Raw genomic sequence first — 17733 nt, forward strand, 5'->3', positions numbered from 1 at the left:
AGGCATGTCTTCCGCCTCTTCGATCCGTGTTCGCTTCGCACCGTCGCCCACCGGCATGTTCCACGTGGGCGGGGCCCGTTCCGCGCTGTTCAACTGGGTGATGGCCAAACAGTCGGGCGGAACGCTGGTGCTGCGGATCGAGGACACCGATGCCTCCCGCAACAAGCCCGAGTGGACCGAGGGCATCATCCGCGCCCTGGCCTGGCTGGGCATCGACGGCGAGGAGTACGAGGGCCCCTACTTCCAGTCCGCCAACGCCGACAAGCACCGCGAGGCCGCCGCCCGGCTGCGCGAGCAGGGCCGGGCCTACTACTGCGACTGCACCCGCGAGGACGTCGTGGCCCGCACCGGCGACCAGCACCGCGGCTACGACGGGCACTGCCGCGACCGCGGGCTGGAGCCGGGGCCGGGGCGGGCGCTGCGGTTCCGCACCCCCGACGAGGGCCAGACCGCCGTCGTCGACCTGCTGCGCGGCAAGCCCGAGTTCGACAACGCCAAACTGGAGGACTTCGTCATCGCCCGCGCCGACGGGTCGGTGACCTTCCTGCTGGCCAACGCCGTCGACGACATCAGCCAGGGCATCACGCACGTGGTGCGCGGCGAGGAGCACCTGCCCAACGCCCCCAAGCAGCAGCTGCTGTGGGAGGCGCTGGGCGCCGAGCCGCCGGTGTGGGCGCACGTCCCGGTGATCGTCAACGAGAAGCGGCAGAAGCTGTCCAAGCGGCGCGACAAGGTCGCCCTCGAGGACTACCGCGCCGAGGGCTACCTGGCCGAAGCGATGCGCAACTACCTGATGCTGCTGGGCTGGGCGCCGTCCGGCGACCGCGAGATCGTCCCCTGGGAGGAGATCGTCGCGGAGTTCCGGATCGAGGACGTCAACACCTCCCCGGCGTTCTTCGACGTCAAGAAGCTGCGGGCGTTCAACGGCGAGTACATCCGCGCGCTGCCGGCCGACCGGTTCGCCGCCGAGTGCCGCCCCTTCCTGGAGGACGCCCCGTTCGAGGCCGACCCGGAGGTGTTCGCCAAGCTCGCGCCGCTGGCCCAGACCCGGGTGGCGGTCCTGGCGGAGATCGTGCCCATGGTCGACTTCGCGTTCCTGGACGAGCCGGTGTTCGACGAGGCGTCCTGGAACAAGGCGATGAAAGGCCCGGCCGCCGAGATCCTCGCCGCCGCCGAGGAGGCCTACCGCGACGCGCCCTGGGAGACCGACGAGCTCAAGGCCCGCCTGGAGCAGGTCGGCGCGGCGCACGGCCTCAAGCTCGGCAAGGCGCAGGCGCCCGTCCGCGTCGCCGTCACCGGCCGCACCGTGGGCCTGCCGCTGTTCGAGTCCCTGGAGGTCCTCGGCCGCGAGCGCACCCTCGCCCGCATCGCCGCCGCCCGCGCCCGCCTCGCCGCCGCGTCCGGCGAGTAGCCCCGGGCCCCGGCGCCGGGCTCAGCGGAAGGTGATCGAACCCGGGAAGTGGCCGGACGCGCAGACGAAGTCGAGCCGTCCGGCCCCGGGCGACCCCAGGTCGACACGCGTCTCGCCGCTGACCGGGAGCACGATGTCCACGTCGCGGGAGGGGATGGTGAACGCCCGGGTGTGACCGCGCGTGCCGGAGGTGCGCAGGACGAGCACGGTGGGCACCCCGGCGCGGGCCGTCACCACGGCGGGGCGGTAGCCGCGGTCGAGCGCCCAGATGGTGACGGTCTGCCTGCCGGAGGCGTCCACGCGCACCGCGGACGCCGCGGCCGCGGCCGCGCCGCCGCCCCCGCCCGCGGGCACCCACCCGCCCAGGCGCAGCCCGGACAGCAGCGTCCAGCCCGCGACGGCCGGCAGCGCCACCACCGCCAGCGGCGTCAGGCGGCCGCGGAGGCCGCGCTGCGCGGCGCCCACCAGGCCGAACACCGGTGCGCCGCCGGCCACGAACCCGGCCATCACGGCGGCGCCGCCGACGGGGGAGCGGGACGCGACCGCCATCAGCTCCGCCGACAGCGTCAGGCCGCAGGGCAGCAGCACGGTGGCCGCCCCCAACACCACCGGCCGCCGCCGCGCCCCGCCCCGCAGCCGACGCGCCGACGGCGCCCGCCCGTCAGGCCGCGCGGTGGTGTCAGGGGAGCGTGCGGCGTGGCAGGACGGTTCGCCTGCCTTGGCGGGTGGAGGGGCGTCGCATGTGCCGCGGCGGAGAAGGCGCCGCACCGGGCGGACGCCGAGCAGGTCCAGGGCGAACAGCAGCAGCGCCACCGCCGCCAGCGCCAGCAGCGCGCCGCGCATGCGGGGACCGGGCTGGACGGCGCCGCCGACCACGCCCAGGACGGCCCCCAGGCCGGTGTGGGCGGCGAGCCGGGCGGTCAGGAACGCGGCCACGGGCGCGGACGGCCGTCCGGCGTCGCGTACCGCCCCCGCCAGCAGGCCGAGCTGCACGGCCGCGCAGGTGGTGAGCCCCGCCAGCAGCCCGGTGGCGGCGCCGGCGGCGAAGAGCGCGGGAGCGTCCATGGGCATCCCTCCCGCAGCCGTACCGTCCCCGGCGCCGGCCGTCACCAAGCCTGACCCGTAGGGCATCTCTCTGTGGCGGGGAGGACACAGAACACGCGCCGCCGCGAAGCCCGCGCACGGGGGCGGCCAGGAGAGAGCTAGGGTTCGGTCTCCCCGGGGGAGTCGAGAACGGAGCGGAGATCGGCGAAACGCCGTTCGAGCTCGGCGAAGTCGGCCCGCGCGTTCTGCGGCAGCCGCTTGCCCACGACCTCCAGCTGGTCCTGGACGGCCGCGACCCGTTCGGCGACGCCCGCGGGGCGGGCCCGCAGCAGGTCGGCCTGCTCGCGCAGCTTGGCGGCCTGCTCGCGCAGCAGCGCCGTCTGCTCGCGCAGCTGCTTGTTCTTGTTGTGCAGCTCCACGAACACCGACACCTTGGCGCGCAGCACCCACGGGTCGAACGGCTTGGAGATGAAATCCACCGCCCCGGCGGCGTAGCCGCGGAAGGCGTAGTCGGGGTCGCTGTCCACCGCGGTGAGGAAGATGATCGGCACGTCGCGGGTCTTCTTGCGGCGCTTGATGTCGCGGGCGGTCTCGAAGCCGTCCATGCCCGGCATCACCACGTCCAGCAGGATCACCGCGTACTCGTCGGTCAGCAGGGCCTTGAGCGCCTCCTCGCCCGAGCGGGCCCGCACCAGGTCCTGGTCGAGGGAGCTGAGGATGGCCTCCAGCGCGATCAGGTTCTCCTCGCGGTCGTCCACGAGCAGGATCTTCGCCTTGTCGTCCACGCGTGGCCCCTCTCCTCCGATCCGATCCCCCGGCCGGGTCGCGGCACCCCGGTCACGGAGCCGGCCGCCGGCGGTGCCCCCGCCCCGCCGCCCCGATCATCCCACGGGCCCGGCGCCCCCCTCAGCGGACATGTCCTCGCACCGGTCAGCGCACCACCGACGCCCGCAGCCAGCGCCGCATCACGTCCAGCAGCCGGTCGACGTCCACCGGCTTGGGCACGTAGTCCGAGGCGCCCGCGGCCAGGCTCTTCTCCCGGTCGCCCTTCATCACCTTCGCGGTGATCACGATGATCGGCAGTTCGGCGAACTGCGGCATCCGGCGGATCGCGGCGGTGGTGGCGTAGCCGTCCAGACCGGGCATCATCACGTCCATCAGCACCATCGCCACGTCCGGGTTGCGGTGCAGCAGGTCGATGCCGGCCTGCCCGTCCTCGGCGTACAGCACCTCCATGCCGTAGCCCTCCAGGACGCTGGTCAGCGCGAACACGTTGCGCACGTCGTCGTCGACGATCAGCACCTTGCGCCCCGACAGCGCGGTGTCCAGGAAATCGGCGGGCGGGTCGGCCAAAACCCCGTCCAGCGGATCCTCCTCGCCGGCGTGCTCGCTGACATGTTCGCGGACGTGCTCGCGGACGTGCCCGCGGACAGGGGCGTCGTCGCCGCGGCCCGCCGGCACGGCCTCCAGCGGCGCGGCCGCGTCGGCCGCCTGGGCGGCGCGGCCGGACCGGGCCGCCGCGCCGCCGTCCTCGGCGCCGTGCCGCCGCCGGTCGTCCGTGGGGGGGAACCGGGCGGGCAGGTACAGGGTGAACACGCTGCCGCGGCCCAGCTCGCTCTCCACGTGGATCTCCCCGCCCAGCAGCCGGGCGATGTTGCGGCTGATCGACAGGCCCAGCCCGGTGCCGCCGTAGCGGCGGCTGGTGGTGCCGTCGGCCTGCTGGAACGCCTCGAAGATCGCCTGCAGCTTGTCCTGGCTCACCCCGATCCCGGTGTCGATCACGCGGAACGCCAGCACGTCGGGGACGTTCCACAGCGCCGGGACGGTGACGTCCATGTCGCCGGCCCGCTCCACGCGCAGCCGCACCTCGCCCTCGGCGGTGAACTTCACCGCGTTGGACAGCAGGTTGCGCAGCACCTGCTGCAGCCGCTGCTCGTCGGTGTACAGCGTCGCCGGGACGTCCGGGGCGACCTCCACGTCGAACCGCAGGCCCTTGTCCTGCGACAGCGGGCGGAACGCCGCCTCGACGTAGTCGACCAGCGCGGACACGCTGATCTCCTGCAGGTGCACCCCCATCTTCCCGGCCTCCACCTTGGCCAGGTCCAGGATGTCGTTGATCAGTTCCAGCAGGTCGGTGCCGGAGTCGTGGATGGTGCGGGCGAACTCGACCTGCTTTTCGGTCAGGTTCCCCTCGGCGTTCTCGGTCAGCAGCTTGGCCAGCACGAGCAGGCTGTTGAGCGGGGTGCGCAGCTCGTGCGACATGTTCGCCAGGAACTCCGACTTGTACCGCGAGGAGATCGCCAGCTGCTCGGCGCGCTCCTCCAGGGTCCGCCGGGCCTGCTCGATCTGGTAGTTCTGGATCTCGATCGCGCGGTTCTGCTGGGCCAGCAGCGCCGCCTTCTCCTCCAGCTCGCTGTTGGAGTGGCGCAGCTCGCCCTGCTGGCGCTGCAGCTCGTCGGAACGTTCCTGCAGCTCCTGCGCCAGCCGCTGGGACTCGGCCAGCAGCGCCTCGGTGCGCGCGTTGGCGCGGATGGCGTTCAGCGTCACCCCGATCGTCTCGATCAGCTGGTCGAAGAACGCCAGGTGCACGTCGGTGAACCGGTTGAACGAGGCCAGCTCGATCGCGCCGAGCACGGTGTCCTCGAACACGATCGGCAGCACGATGATGTTGACCGGGGCGGCCTCGCCCAGCCCCGTGCCGATCTTGAGGTAGCCGGGCGGCGCGTCGGCGATCAGCACCCGGCGGCGCTCCCGCGCGGCCTGCCCGACCAGGCCCTCGCCGATGGCGAACCGCACCGCGCCGATCCGGTCGCGGGGGATCCCGTACCCGGCGGTCAGCACCAGCTCGGCCCCGTCGGCGTCCGCGCCGTCCGGCCGGTCCTCGGGATCCTCGGCCAGGTAGAACGCGCCGTACTGGGCGCTGGCGGTCGGGGTCAGCTCCCGCATGATCAGCTCGGCGACCTGCATGAGGTCGCGGTGGCCCTGCATGAGCCCGCCGATGCGCGCCAGGTTGGTCTTCAGCCAGTCCTGCTCCTGGTTGGCGCGGGTGGTCTCGCGCAGCGTGGCGACCATCAGGTTGACGTTGTCCTTCAGCTCGGCCACCTCGCCGCGCGCCTCCACGGTGATGGAGCGGGTCAGGTCGCCGCGCGCCACCGCCCGGGCCACCTCGCCGATCGCCCGCACCTGCGTGGTCAGGTTGCTGGCCAGCTCGTTGACGCTCTCGGTGAGCCGCTTCCAGGTGCCCGACACGCCCTCCACCTCGGCCTGCCCGCCCAGCCGGCCCTCGGTGCCGACCTCCCGGGCCACCCGGGTCACCTCGGAGGCGAACGACGACAGCGTGTCCACCATCGTGTTCAGCGTGGTCTTCAGCTCCAGCAGCTCGCCCTGGGCGTCGACGTCGATGCGGCGGGTCAGGTCGCCGTGCGCCACCGCCGTGGCGACCTGCGCGATGTTGCGGACCTGGGTGGTCAGGTTGGAGGCCATCCCGTTGACGTTGTCGGTCAGGTCCTTCCACATGCCGCCCGCGCCCGGCACGATCGCCTGCCCGCCCAGGCGTCCCTCCGTGCCGACCTCCCGGGCGACGCGGGTGACCTCGTCGGCGAACGCCGACAGGATGTCGACCATCGTGTTGATGGTCTCCTTCAGCTGCAGGATCTCGCCCTGCGCGTCCACGGTGATCTTGCGGGTGAGGTCGCCCTGCGCGACGGCGGTGGTCACCTGCGCGATGTTGCGGACCTGCGTGGTCAGATTGCCGGCCATCGAGTTGACGCTGTCGGTGAGGTCCTTCCAGACCCCGCTCACCCCGGGGACGCGGGCCTGGCCGCCGAGGCGTCCCTCGGTGCCGACCTCCCGGGCGACGCGGGTGACCTCGTCGGCGAACGCCGACAGGGTGTCCACCATCGTGTTGACGGTGTCCTTGACCTCCAGGATCTCGCCCTGGGCGTCGACCGTGATCTTCTTGGTCAGGTCGCCCTGCGCGACGGCCGTCGTCACCTGGGCGATATTGCGGACCTGGTACGTCAGGTTGGACGCCATGCCGTTGACGTTCGCCGTCAGGTCCTTCCACACGCCGCTCACCCCGGGGACGCGGGCCTGGCCGCCGAGGCGTCCCTCGGTGCCGACCTCGCGGGCCACCCGGGTGACCTCGTCGGCGAACGCCGACAGGGTGTCCACCATCTGGTTGACCGTCAGCTTGAGCTGCAGGATCTCGCCCTGCGCGTCGACGGTGATCTTCTTGCCCAGGTCGCCCTCGGCCACCGCCGTGGTGACCTGGGCGATGTTGCGCACCTGCGAGGTCAGGTTGTTGGCCATGGCGTTGACGTTGTCGGTGAGGTCCTTCCAGACCCCGCTGACGCCCCGCACGTTGGCCTGGCCGCCCAGCTGCCCCTCGGTGCCCACCTCCCGGGCGACCCGGGTCACCTCGGACGCGAACGCCGACAGCTGGTCGACCATGGTGTTCACGGTGAGCTTCAGCTCCTGCAGCTCACCGGTGGCCTCCACGGTGACCTTGCGGGTCAGATCGCCCCGGGCCACCGCCGTGGTCACCTCGGCGATGTCGCGGACCTGCGCGGTCAGCCGGTCGGCCATCAGGTTCACCGCCGTGGTGACGTCCCGCCAGCGGCCTTTCATGCCGCGCGCCGACGCCTTGCCGCCCAGCCGCCCCTCGGTGCCCACCTCCCGGGCGAACTGGGTGACCTCCCAGGTGAACTTGTCCAGCAGCTCCACCATCGAGTTGGCCGACCGGGCCATGCGCAGCAGCTCCCCGCGCATCGGCCGCCCGCCGACCCGCAGCTCCACGCGCTGGTTCAGGTCGCCCGCCGCCACCGCCTCCACCACCTTGTGGATGCCGGTGGCCAGGTCGGTGAGCTTGTCGATGATCGCGTTGGCGTCCTCCACCGCGCTGCCCCAGGTGCCCTTGAGCGCCCCGGGCCGCAGCCGCCCCCGCAGCTGCCCCTCCCGGCCGATCTCGCGCCGCACCCGCGCCAGGCCGGAGGCCAGGTGCTCGCCGTTCTCGCGGATCTCCTCCAGGATCGCCGCGGCCTGCGCCACGGCGCCCTCGCCCGGCACGTCCAGTTCCTTGCGGAGCTTGCCGTCCCGCACCGCCGCCAGCGCTTTCAGCAGCGGCGCCAGGTCGGCGTCGCTGTAACGCGGGGTGGTGTCGTGAGACCCGCTGCGATGGCTCAGCGAACGGGAAGCGGTTCGGGGCATGCTGCTTCATCCTCCTGGCCCGCGATATGGGTACCCGGAAACGACGGACACCTGCTGGCGTGGCCGCACCTGTACTTTACGTTCCGCAGCGGCGGCACCGCCGCCCGGAACGCCCGGCCCGACGGGGGTCGGGGCCGGTGGCCGGCCGGGACGCGGGTATGACACGACGCGGCGAGGGCTGCCTCGTAGTCTTCGTGTTACGGTCTGTCGTGTTGTGGCGGCCTGGCCGCTTCCGTCCGCCGGGCCGGGAAGCGTCCCGGTAGTCCCCCGCTCCCCGGCGGCCGGATGCCGCGGCCGGGCCCCGCCGCCGGGCACCGGTCGGCGGCGGCCGTGTCCGCCCGTCCGGATCCCGCCGGTGGCGGGTCCTTCCTGGCCGAACGGCGAACCCGTCTGTCACGATAGCCGGGCCCCGTGAAAGCTCGAAGTGAGGAACGACTGTTGGATCGGCAGACGGCGGCGGCGCACACGGCGCGACCGGCCCCGGCGCAGACGGCGTCGGCCACCTTCCCCTGCGCCGCCACGTCCGTGGCGGAGGCCCGGCGCTTCGTCCGCCGGGTGCTGACCGGCTGGCACATGGACCAGGCCGTCGACGACGCCGTGCTCGCCACCAGCGAACTGGCCACCAACGCCGTGGCCTACGCGGGCACCTCGTTCGAGGTGCTCTGCCATCTCACCGACGGCGACATCCGGATCGAGGTCCGCGACCACCACCCCACCCGCATCATCGAGATGCCCGGCATGGAGGCCTCCAGCGGCCGCGGCCTGCCGTCGATCGCGGCCCTGTCGGCGTCCTGGGGCGTCACCTACGACCGGCACGGCAAGGGCGTGTGGTTCCGCCTGCCCCGCCCCGGCGCCGAGGCCGGCCCCGGCCCCGAGGACGCCGCCGCGCCCGGGGCGGCGGCCGCCGAAGCGCCCGCGGGGACGGCCGGCCCCGGCGAGCCCTCCGGCGGCAGGGCCGCGCGCCCCCGCGGACGGGGCGCCGCACGCCCCTCCGGGCGCCTCGGCGTCCACGTCCGCCGCGACGAGAACGACCCCGCCGCCATGGCCGTGGCCAGCGACCGGCTGCTGCGCTCGCCCTCGGCCAAGGAGACGCTGCAGGAGGCCGTCGACACCGTCCGCGACGTGCTGGACGCCGACGGCGCCGCCGTCCTGCTCGCCGAACGCGACGGGCGGCTGGTCCTCGGCGCCGCCTCCGGCCTGCCCACCGAGGCCCCGGTGGAGGAGCTGTCGGTGGTCGACCTGGGCCCCGGCGGCCGCGGCGGCGCCCCCTGGGTGGCCGCCGGCGAGACCGACCCGGTCGCCGCCGCCGTGCGCGCCCGCACCCTGGCCGCCGCGCCGCTGCTCGCCCAGGGCCGCCTCACCGGCCTGGTCGTCGCCGTGGCGGCCGCCCCCGGCCGGTTCGCCGACGCCGACGCCGCCCGCCTCGGCCGGCTCGCCGAGGAGATGTCGCTGTCGCTGGAGAAGGTCCGCATCGGCGAGCTGGAACGCTCGTGGCGCGGCTGGCTCAGCTTCGTCGCCGAGGCCAGCGACCTGCTCGCCGGCACCCTCGACCAGGAGCGCACCATGGCGCTGGTCGCCCAGCTGGTCGTGCCGCGGCTGGCCACCTGGTGCGCCGTCTTCACCGACGCCGACGGCGGCCGCGACCGCCTCGCCTACGTCTGGCACGCCGACGAGACCCGCGCCGACGGGCTGCGCGAGCTGCTCGCCCACGCCGACCTCGCCCCGCCGGCGGACGGCCCCGGCCCCTGGAACGGTTTCGGGGCCGCCCCGCCGCAGGCCCGCGCCGCCGCCGGAAGCACCGCCGACGACCACGCCTACGCGTTCCCGCTGATCGCCCGCGGCCGGCACATCGGCACCATCGTGATCGGCCGCCCGCCCGGCGAGCGCTTCCCGCGCAGCGCCATCGAGCTGGCCGAGGAGCTCAGCCGCCGCGCCGCCCTGGCCATCGACAACGCCCGCCTGTACTCGGCCCAGACCGCCATGAGCAGCGCCCTGCAGCGCAGCCTGCTGCCGCCCGGCGTCCCGGAGATCCCGGGCCTGGAGGTCGCCGTGGTGTACGAGCCGGCGGGCGAGGGCAGCGAGGTCGGCGGCGACTTCTACGACGTGTTCGCCTGCCCCGAGCCGTCCGCCGGGCCCGCCGCCCACCGCTGGCGCTTCGCCATCGGCGACGTGTGCGGCACCGGCCCGCAGGCCGCCGCCGTCACCGGCCTGGCCCGGCACGCCCTGCGCATCCTGGCCGCCGAGGACATGTCCGTGCCCGACGTGCTGGCCCGCCTCAACCGGCTGATCCTCGGCGAGGGCGAACGCGGCCGCCTGCTGACCCTGCTGCACGGCGAGATCACCCCGCGGCCGCGCCGGGACGGCGTGACCATCAGCCTGACCAGTGCCGGCCACCCGCCGCCGCTGATCCTGGACCCCGACGGCACCGTCCGCGAGGCCGCCGGCCCGCAGCCGCTGCTGGGCGTGTTCGACGGCGTCGAGTTCCACACCGACACCATCGCCCTGCGCCGCGGCCAGGTGCTGCTGTGCGTGACCGACGGCGTCACCGAGCGGCGCTCCGGCGGCCGGCAGCTGGGCGACGGGCAGGGGCTGGAACGGCTGCTGGCGGGCTGCACCGGCCTGAGCGCCGGCGCCGTCGCCGCCCGCATCCAGCGGGCCGTGCGCGACTTCGGGCCCGAGCCGTCCAACGACGACGTCGCGCTCATCGTGCTGCGGGCGTCGTGACCGTCGAGATGAACCGTCGGGGCGAGCCGCCCGGCACGAGCCGCCGACCCCCCGGGGGCGCCGCAGCGGGTGGCGTCACCGGCGCTTGCAATCGGTAAGGTGGGATGACGTGGGGCTGGCCTTGCACACGACGCGACAGGACGGCCGCGCGACGATCGCCGCGCGCGGCTCCATCGACCTGCACTCCTCCGAGGAGCTGAGAGAACGGCTCACCGAGCTGGTCGACGCGGGGGAGCGGGAAGTCGTGGTCGACCTCACCGCCGTCGACTTCTGCGACTCCTCCGGCCTCAACGTGCTCGTCCGCGCCTACAAGCACGCCCGCGCCCAGAACGCCACCCTGACGGTGACCGGCGCCTACGGCCGCGTCGAGAACGTGCTGCGCACCACCGGGCTCGACCGCTTCCTCATGGCGGGCGCCGCAGGCGGCGAGGGCGCCGAGGGCCGGGTGTGATGCGCGGCCACGCCACGATGACCCCCGGCACAAGGACCCCCGGCATGTGGACCCTCGGCATGTGGACCCCAGGCATGTGGACCCCCGGCCGCCGGCCGGCCCCGCGGACTCCCCGGCGGCCGCGGCGATGACCGAGACGACGCTGCGCGCCGCCCCCCAGACCGAGGCCGTCGAGTACGCCCGCCGCCTCGCCACCCGCACCATGCGCACCTGGGCCCTCATGGAGCGCGAGGAACTGGTCACCGCCATCGTCGCCGAACTGGTCGCCAACGCCGTCCGGCACGCCGGCACCGCCCTGGAGCTGCGGCTGCAGCGCGACGAGGACCGGGTCCGGGTGGAGGTCCGCGACCGCGCCGCGCAGATGCCCCGCCTGACCGTCCCCGGCCCGCTCGACGAGTCGCACCGCGGCCTGTTCATCGTCGACCGCTTCGCCACCGCCTGGGGCGCCGAGCCCGTGACCGGCGGCAAGGTCGTCTGGGCCGAGGTCGCCATCTGACCCCGGCCCGCCCGCGTCTCGGCTAACGGCGTCTCGGTCGACGGCCGGCCCGCGCGCCCCGGAGGGTCACTGCGCCTCCCGGTACAGCTCGGCCACCATGAACGCCAGGTCGAGGGACTGGCTGCGGTTGAGCCGCGGGTCGCAGGCCGTCTCGTACCGCTGGTGCAGGTCGTCCTCGACGATCTCGTGCCCGCCGCCGACGCACTCGGTGACGTCGTCGCCGGTGAACTCGATGTGGATGCCGCCCGGGTGGGTGCCGAGCGCCCGGTGCACCTCGAAGAACCCGGTGACCTCGTCCAGCACGTCGTCGAACCGGCGGGTCTTGTGCCCGCTGGGCGCCTCGAAGGTGTTGCCGTGCATCGGGTCGCAGATCCAGGCGACCGGGGACCCGCTGCCGCGCACCTTCTCGATCAGCGGCGGCAGCACGTCGCGGATCCTCCCGGCGCCCATCCGGGTGATGAACGTCAGCCGGCCCGGCTCGCCCTCGGGGTTGAGCCGCTCCATCAGCGCCAGCGCCTCCTCGGCGGTGGCCGTCGGGCCCAGCTTCACCCCGATCGGGTTGCGGATGTGCCGCAGGAACTCCACGTGGGCGCCGTCGAGCTGCCGGGTCCGCTCGCCGATCCACACCATGTGCGCCGACACGTCGTAGGGAAGCCCGCTGCGGCTGTCGATGCGGGTCAGCGCCCGCTCGTACTCCAGCAGCAGCGCCTCGTGGCTGGAGTAGAACTCCACGCCGTGGAACTCCTCCGGATCGGCGCCGCAGGCCTTCATGAACGCCAGCGCCCGGTCGATCTCGCCGGCCAGCCGCTCGTACCGGCGCCCGGCCGGGCTGTTGGCCACGAAGTCCTGGTTCCAGGCGTGCACCTGCCGCAGGTCGGCGTACCCGCCCTTGGTGAACGCCCGGCACAGGTTCAGCGTGACGGCCGAGCAGTGGTAGGCCTGCAGCAGCCGCCGGGGGTCGGTGCGCCGCGCCTGCGGGGTGAACTCGAAGCCGTTGACGGCGTCGCCCCGGTAGGCGGGCAGCTCCACCCCGTCGCGCACCTCGACCGGCTTGGAGCGCGGCTTGGCGAACTGCCCGGCCATCCGCCCGATCTTCACCACCGGCACCCGGCCGGCATAGGTGAGCACGACGGCCATCTGCAGCAGGGTCTTGAGCTTGTTGCGGACGGCGTCGGCGGTGGAACCCGCGAAGGTCTCGGCGCAGTCTCCGCCCTGCAGGACGAACGCCTCGCCCCGCGCGACCGCGGCCAGGCTCTCCTTGAGCTGGTCGCACTCGCCGGCGAACACCAGCGGCGGCTGCTTGGCCAGCTCGTCGACCACCGTGCGCAGCTCGGCCGCGTCGTCCCACTCGGGCTGTTGCAGTGCCGGGAGGGCACGCCAGGCGTCCAGCTGCCCCGTGACGCTAGATGTACTCACGGGCATCAAGGCTATGGCACTACGGCAGGCCCGGCATGACCTCAACGGCGGAGAAAACCGGAAAACTTCCGGATGCCGCCCGGGCCCTGGCCTCGCAATAAGGTAAAAAACGGAAGATCGTACGGCCGGGCGGACCCGGAGCAGCGGTCCGCCCGGCTGGCCCGTTCACACGGCGTCGGGGAGACGTCAGGAAAGGGTCACGCGGCCTTGCCGGCCGCGCGGACGGCGGCGGCGACCTTGCGCTCCGGGCCCTGCGCGGCGGGCGCCGCGGCGGCCCGGACGGCCGCGGCCCGCGCGGGCCCGCGCTGCCCGGCCAGATCCGCCTCGGCGGCCATCTGCCGCAGCCGCCGCAGCGACCGGTCGGTGATCTGCCGCACCCGGTTGTGGCTCAGCCCGTACCGGGCGCCGATCTGCGCGTACGACAGCGGCTGGCCGTTGTCCATGCCGAACCGGGCCCGCAGGATCGCCGACTCGCGCTCGGGCAGCCGCTCCAGCAGGCGGCCCAGGCCCTCGGTCTCGTCCAGCGCCAGGATCTCGGCCTCCGGCGTCACCCCGTCGGGGTCCTCCAGCAGGTCGCCCATGGCGGTCTCGCCCGCGTCGTCGACCGTGGCGTCCAGGCTGGCGGGATCGCGGCGCCAGCTCAGCAGCTCGTCGACGTGCTCGGGCTCGGCCCCCACGGCCTCGGCCAGCTCCTCGCGCGTGGGATCGCGGCCCAGGTCGCGGCCCAGCTGGCGCTCGGCCCGCCGCAGCCGCGACAGCTCCTCCTCCACGTGCACCGGCAGCCGGATCGTCCGGGCGGTGTGGCTCAGGCCGCGCCCGATGGCCTGCCGGATCCACCAGGTCGCGTACGTGGAGAACTTGAAGCCGCGCCGGTAGTCGAACTTCTCCACCGCGCGCATCAGCCCCAGGTTGCCCTCCTGGATGAGGTCGATGAGGGGCAGCGCGTCGGTCGGGTACTTGCGGGCGATCGAGACCACCAGGCGCAGGTTGGCCTCGACGAAGCGCTGCTTGGCGCGCAGCCCCGCCTCGACGAGCTCCTGCAGCTCCTCGCGGGTGATCCCGTCGGGGATGGGCCCCTCCTCGAGGAGCTGTTCGGCGTACAGGCCCCCTTCGATCGCCTTGGCCAGGTCGACCTCCTCCTCCGCGTCCAGCAGGGGGGTTCGGCCGATCCGGTCCAGGTACGCCCCGACGAGGTCCTTGTCGAGGGCGTCGATCCTGTCGCCCTTGCTACGGGTTGCAGCCATCCTGACCCTTCTCCGGTGCGATCTCCCTAGAAGGAGAACGCCAATTACCGCTCTGTGATTCCCACGGCGGGAATACTGCGGGGCTGTGCACCGCTACCCAGGCTGATACCCCGACCGAGGAGAAACCGACATGGCGACGGTCACACTGACGGCTGACAACTTCGACGACGTGGCCCAGAGCGACGGGATCGTGCTGGTCGACTTCTGGGCGGCCTGGTGCGGCCCGTGCCGGCGCTTCGCCCCGGTCTTCGAGAAGGCGGCCGAAAAGCACGCCGACATCGTCTTCGGCAAGGTCGACACCGAGGACCAGCCCGAGCTGTCGGAGCGCTTCGGCATCACCTCGATCCCCACGCTCATGGCGATCCGGGACGGTGTCATCGTGTACGCCGAGCCCGGCGCCCTGCCCGACGCGGCCCTGGAGAACGTGATCGAGCAGGTCCGCGCCCTGGACATGGAGGACGTGCGGCGCCGCCTGAAGGCCTGACGGCGGGACGGCCCCGGGCCCGGCTCGCCCCCGGCCCCGGGCCCGGCTCGCCCCCGGCCCCGGGCCCGGCTCGCCCCCGGGCCCGGGGCCGGTGTCGATCTGCCGGCTCGCCTGCTGCGTGGTAGACCATGGACCCGTGCTGGCTGATGTGGTCGAACGCCTGGCGTGCCCGGTGTGCGGGGAACCGCTGCTGCTCGCGGATAAGGCGCTGCGCTGCGCACGGGGACACGCGTTCGACATCGCCCGCCAGGGCTATGCGAACCTGCTGCCCGGCAACGCCCGTCCCGGCACCGCCGACACTTCCGAGATGGTGAGCGCCCGCGAGAGCTTCCTGGCCACCGGCCGTTTCGCCCCGATGGCGGATGTCCTGGCCGAGATCGTCACCGCCGAACCCGGCGTCGGCTGCGTCCTCGACGCGGGCGCTGGCACGGGCTACTACCTGAGCGCGGTGCTGAAGCCGCTGGAGTACGCGGTGGGCATCGCGCTGGACCTGTCCAAGTACGCCGCCCGGCGCGCGGCCCGCGCACACCCGCGGATCGGAGCCGTGGTCGCCGACCTGTGGCGCCCCCTGCCGGTCCGCACCGGCTCGGTGGACGCGATCGTCAACGTGTTCGCGCCCCGCAACGCCGCGGAGTTCCAGAGGGTGCTGCGCGGCGGCGGCCTCCTGGTCACCGTCACCCCCTCGCCCCGGCACCTCGGCCCCCTCGTCGAGGCCCTCGGCCTGGTGACGGTGGACCAACAGAAGAACGAACGCGTCGACTCCACGCTCGGCGCCCATTTCACCCTGGAGTCACGCCGCACCCTGGAGTACCAGGCGACCCTCGACCACACGGAGACCGAGGCGCTCGTCGGCATGGGCCCCAGCGCCCACCACGTCCCCGCCGACGAACTGCGGCGCCGCCTCTCCGCCCTCCCCTCACCGGTCACGACCCCGCTCTCCTTCGTGATCTCAACCTTCCGGTCCACCCCGTAGCAACTCGAGGCCGCACCCCCGTTCCCGCGTGACGACACGAACCGCCCGATGCCGAACATTCGGCGCCGGAGCCACCTCCGCCCAATCCGCCTGAGCCGCTTCGGGATCACGGTGGATCCGCAGCGCCGCGGTGGCCAGGGTGCTGCGGCCCGGTGGCGCTCGAAGTGGTTGACGCCGTACTCCATGGCAAATCGGCAGGGGCGATGGCGCTTGGACGCCCGGGGCCGGGATCGTGGCACGGTGATCCCGGGGCGCTCACCTCACTTGAGCCACGCCGTGGGTTGTGCCCGGTGGATCTTTGGCTGCCGCGCGCCCGTCTTTGATGCAGCCGCCCTGCCAGCGCCGCAGCGTGGTCGAACACCGACCAACTGGCCCGAAGTGAGGCGCGGCATCGCCACCCGCCACACCAGCACCACCGAGCCGGAGCACCCCGGCACCGTGGTTGCTGGAGCGCCGCCGTCGGGCCGTGCAGGCCCTGGCCGGCGTGGTGGCCACCGGCTATTTGCTGGGCGTGTCGCCGCGGCGGGTGGACAAGCCGGTCGAGCAGATGGGCTTCAGGAACATCTCCAGGTCTTGAAGGTCTTGGACGCCCGGGGCCGGGATCGTGGCACGGCGATCCCGGGGCGCTCACCTCACTTGAGCCACGCCGTGGGTTGTGCCCGGTGGATCTTTGGCTGCCGCGCGCCCGTCTTTGATGCAGCCGCCCTGCCAGCGCCGCAGCGTGGTCGAACACCGCACCGACCGACCTGAAGTGAGGCGCGGCATCGCCACGCGCCCCACCGGGCTCGCCCTGTCACCGCTGAGCCGGAGCACCCCGGCCACCACGTCGCTGCGGCACCACCGTGATCCGCCGGACAGGCCTTAGGCCCCGTCCAATGGATCTTGGTAAGCCGGGTCGTCCCCGCCTGTGCGGTTCCGTGTTGCCGCCGCCATGTGTGAGCGGGATGGGGGGCGGCGGCCGCCCGCCCGCCGTCTGCATTGCGACCGCCCCGCCGACGCCGCAGCGTTGTCAACCGGCTCGAATGATGACGCAGCAGTGTCACCCGCCATGCCGACCGCGCACTAACGGACCGTGATCGGCGCACTGCTGCGGATCCACCATGATCCGCCGGGCTCGCCGTAGGCCATGTCCGGTGGATCATGCGTTGATACGGAACAAGGCAGTGACCAGCACGGTCGCTGCCCTGGAGTTGCAGGCGAGCTTGCCGGACCGGGTGGCGATGCCGCGCCACTGCTTGTGCCGGTTGATGCAGTGTTCGACCACGTTGCGGCGCTTGCAGGCGGCCGGGGCGAAGATCGGCGGGCGCCCGGTCTGCTGATCGGCACGTTCTCCGATGGCGGCGGCGATGCCACGAGCCCGCAGCAGGCGGCGGACACCCGGCTGCCCCCGACACTCGAGATCAATTTACAGCTGAACCCCAAGATCTACCGGACACGGCCTCGCACTGGTGTCCAACAGGCGGATGGCCTTCAACGTCGCCCCATGATCAGAGGACGAGGCTAGGTTGATGAGGTCACCCACCAGCTGCTCGAGGGCGTCCAGTGCCATTCGTCAGGTGACCCCGGACGAGGCTTGGCTCAATGCCCCGGACGCGTGCCCGTTCGAAGGACGATACAGGCGTCCTCCGGGCTCTCTGCCGCAGAGGCCGTCGCAGTCGGTCAAGCTGCTTCGGGCTGCGTCCTGCTGACAAGCGCGCAGGCGCGACACTTCGGCATGTGTGACGAAAGGGCAGGCCGGAAACGCCGGCGGTGATCGAGGCGTGCAGAGGGACACGGCGCCGCCGAGCTCGCCTTGTCGTGGCCGCGGCTCCGTAGGACTGCGTTCGCGCGAGCGTGCTACGGACCACCGAGGCGCAGGGCCCCGCCGACCGCCTCGATTTGACGGCCTCGATCTTGCCTGCCTAAAGTCTTCCGCACCCGAGGGATGCGGGACGCCGCGAGGCGGACGGCCCCGGGGAACCAGATCTGAAGCGGCCTCGAGCGGTGCTCGGGGTGCTGTAGACTGATCTGGTGCGCCCGAGCGGGGTGCCGGACGCCGATGAGGCGGCCGACCCGGTGGGCAATCTCCTACGAGTCGATACAGAGCCCGGCAGGGCTCCTGTTCGGCTTGTGGAACTCCAGGTCTGGACTTCCATTGTCGAATTGATGCGGAAGCGGTCAATTTGACAGGAGGAAAGGGCCCGGTAAATTAAGAGTCGCCCCGGGGCGGGGAACGCGAAAGCGGGAACCGCGCGGTGGGTGTCCGTTTCTTGAGAACTCAACAGCGTGTTAAAAGCCAGTGC

At 73.1% G+C, this 17733-nt stretch carries 11 protein-coding genes and 1 pseudogene; 7 read left to right on the forward strand and 5 right to left on the reverse strand.

Features of this window, described 5'->3' with window-relative positions; genetic code table 11:
* Positions 1–4: 4 nt before the first annotated feature.
* Entirely contained in the window at positions 5–1411 is a 1407-nt protein-coding gene (gltX, locus tag ABD879_RS22345) for a glutamate--tRNA ligase (RefSeq protein ID WP_345023496.1), read from the forward strand.
* Between the two features lie 21 nt (positions 1412–1432).
* On the opposite strand, the gene ABD879_RS22350 is transcribed toward gltX, so the two are convergent.
* From ABD879_RS22350 to ABD879_RS22360, 3 genes are all read right to left on the reverse strand, one after another.
* Positions 1433–2476, reverse strand: a complete 1044-nt coding sequence (locus ABD879_RS22350; protein ID WP_345023497.1) for an urease accessory protein UreH domain-containing protein — start codon at positions 2474–2476, stop codon at positions 1433–1435.
* 137 nt (positions 2477–2613) lie between these two features.
* Positions 2614–3240, reverse strand: a complete 627-nt coding sequence (locus tag ABD879_RS22355; RefSeq protein ID WP_345023498.1) for a response regulator — start codon at positions 3238–3240, stop codon at positions 2614–2616.
* 145 nt (positions 3241–3385) lie between these two features.
* On the reverse strand, positions 3386–7663 hold the full coding sequence (locus ABD879_RS22360; protein ID WP_345023499.1) for a hybrid sensor histidine kinase/response regulator: 4278 nt from the start codon (positions 7661–7663) through the stop codon (positions 3386–3388).
* Between the two features lie 438 nt (positions 7664–8101).
* Between ABD879_RS22360 and ABD879_RS22365 the strand changes: the two genes are divergently transcribed.
* The 3 genes from ABD879_RS22365 (at position 8102) to ABD879_RS22375 (ending at position 11334) form a co-directional block, all read left to right on the forward strand.
* Positions 8102–10387, forward strand: a complete 2286-nt coding sequence (locus ABD879_RS22365; RefSeq protein WP_345023500.1) for a SpoIIE family protein phosphatase — start codon at positions 8102–8104, stop codon at positions 10385–10387.
* 109 nt (positions 10388–10496) lie between these two features.
* A complete protein-coding gene (locus ABD879_RS22370; protein ID WP_345023501.1) occupies positions 10497–10838 on the forward strand; it encodes an STAS domain-containing protein in 342 nt (113 codons plus the stop codon).
* A gap of 61 nt (positions 10839–10899) precedes the next feature.
* Positions 10900–11334: an ATP-binding protein gene (locus ABD879_RS22375; RefSeq protein WP_345023502.1), complete on the forward strand. Its 435-nt coding sequence runs from the start codon at positions 10900–10902 to the stop codon at positions 11332–11334.
* 66 nt (positions 11335–11400) lie between these two features.
* Here the strand turns inward: ABD879_RS22375 and ABD879_RS22380 are convergent, their stop codons facing one another.
* Both ABD879_RS22380 and ABD879_RS22385 read right to left on the reverse strand, forming a co-directional pair.
* A complete protein-coding gene (locus ABD879_RS22380; RefSeq protein ID WP_378272732.1) occupies positions 11401–12756 on the reverse strand; it encodes a class II 3-deoxy-7-phosphoheptulonate synthase in 1356 nt (451 codons plus the stop codon).
* Between the two features lie 191 nt (positions 12757–12947).
* A complete protein-coding gene (locus ABD879_RS22385) occupies positions 12948–13994 on the reverse strand; it encodes a sigma-70 family RNA polymerase sigma factor (protein ID WP_345023504.1) in 1047 nt (348 codons plus the stop codon).
* A gap of 130 nt (positions 13995–14124) precedes the next feature.
* Between ABD879_RS22385 and trxA the strand changes: the two genes are divergently transcribed.
* From trxA to ABD879_RS22400, 3 genes and pseudogenes are all read left to right on the forward strand, one after another.
* The gene (trxA, locus tag ABD879_RS22390; RefSeq protein WP_345023505.1) at positions 14125–14478 is read left to right on the forward strand and encodes a thioredoxin; all 354 of its coding nucleotides are present in this window, start codon (positions 14125–14127) and stop codon (positions 14476–14478) included.
* A 136-nt stretch (positions 14479–14614) separates the two neighbouring features.
* Positions 14615–15451, forward strand: a complete 837-nt coding sequence (locus ABD879_RS22395; protein WP_345023506.1) for a putative RNA methyltransferase — start codon at positions 14615–14617, stop codon at positions 15449–15451.
* 433 nt (positions 15452–15884) lie between these two features.
* Positions 15885–16025 (forward strand): annotated as a pseudogene (locus ABD879_RS22400) (transposase); the annotation flags it as partial.
* Positions 16026–17733 lie beyond the last annotated feature (1708 nt).

The organism is Actinomadura keratinilytica (assembly GCF_039539665.1).
In the GTDB taxonomy this organism is placed as follows: Bacteria; Actinomycetota; Actinomycetes; order Streptosporangiales; family Streptosporangiaceae; genus Spirillospora; species Spirillospora keratinilytica.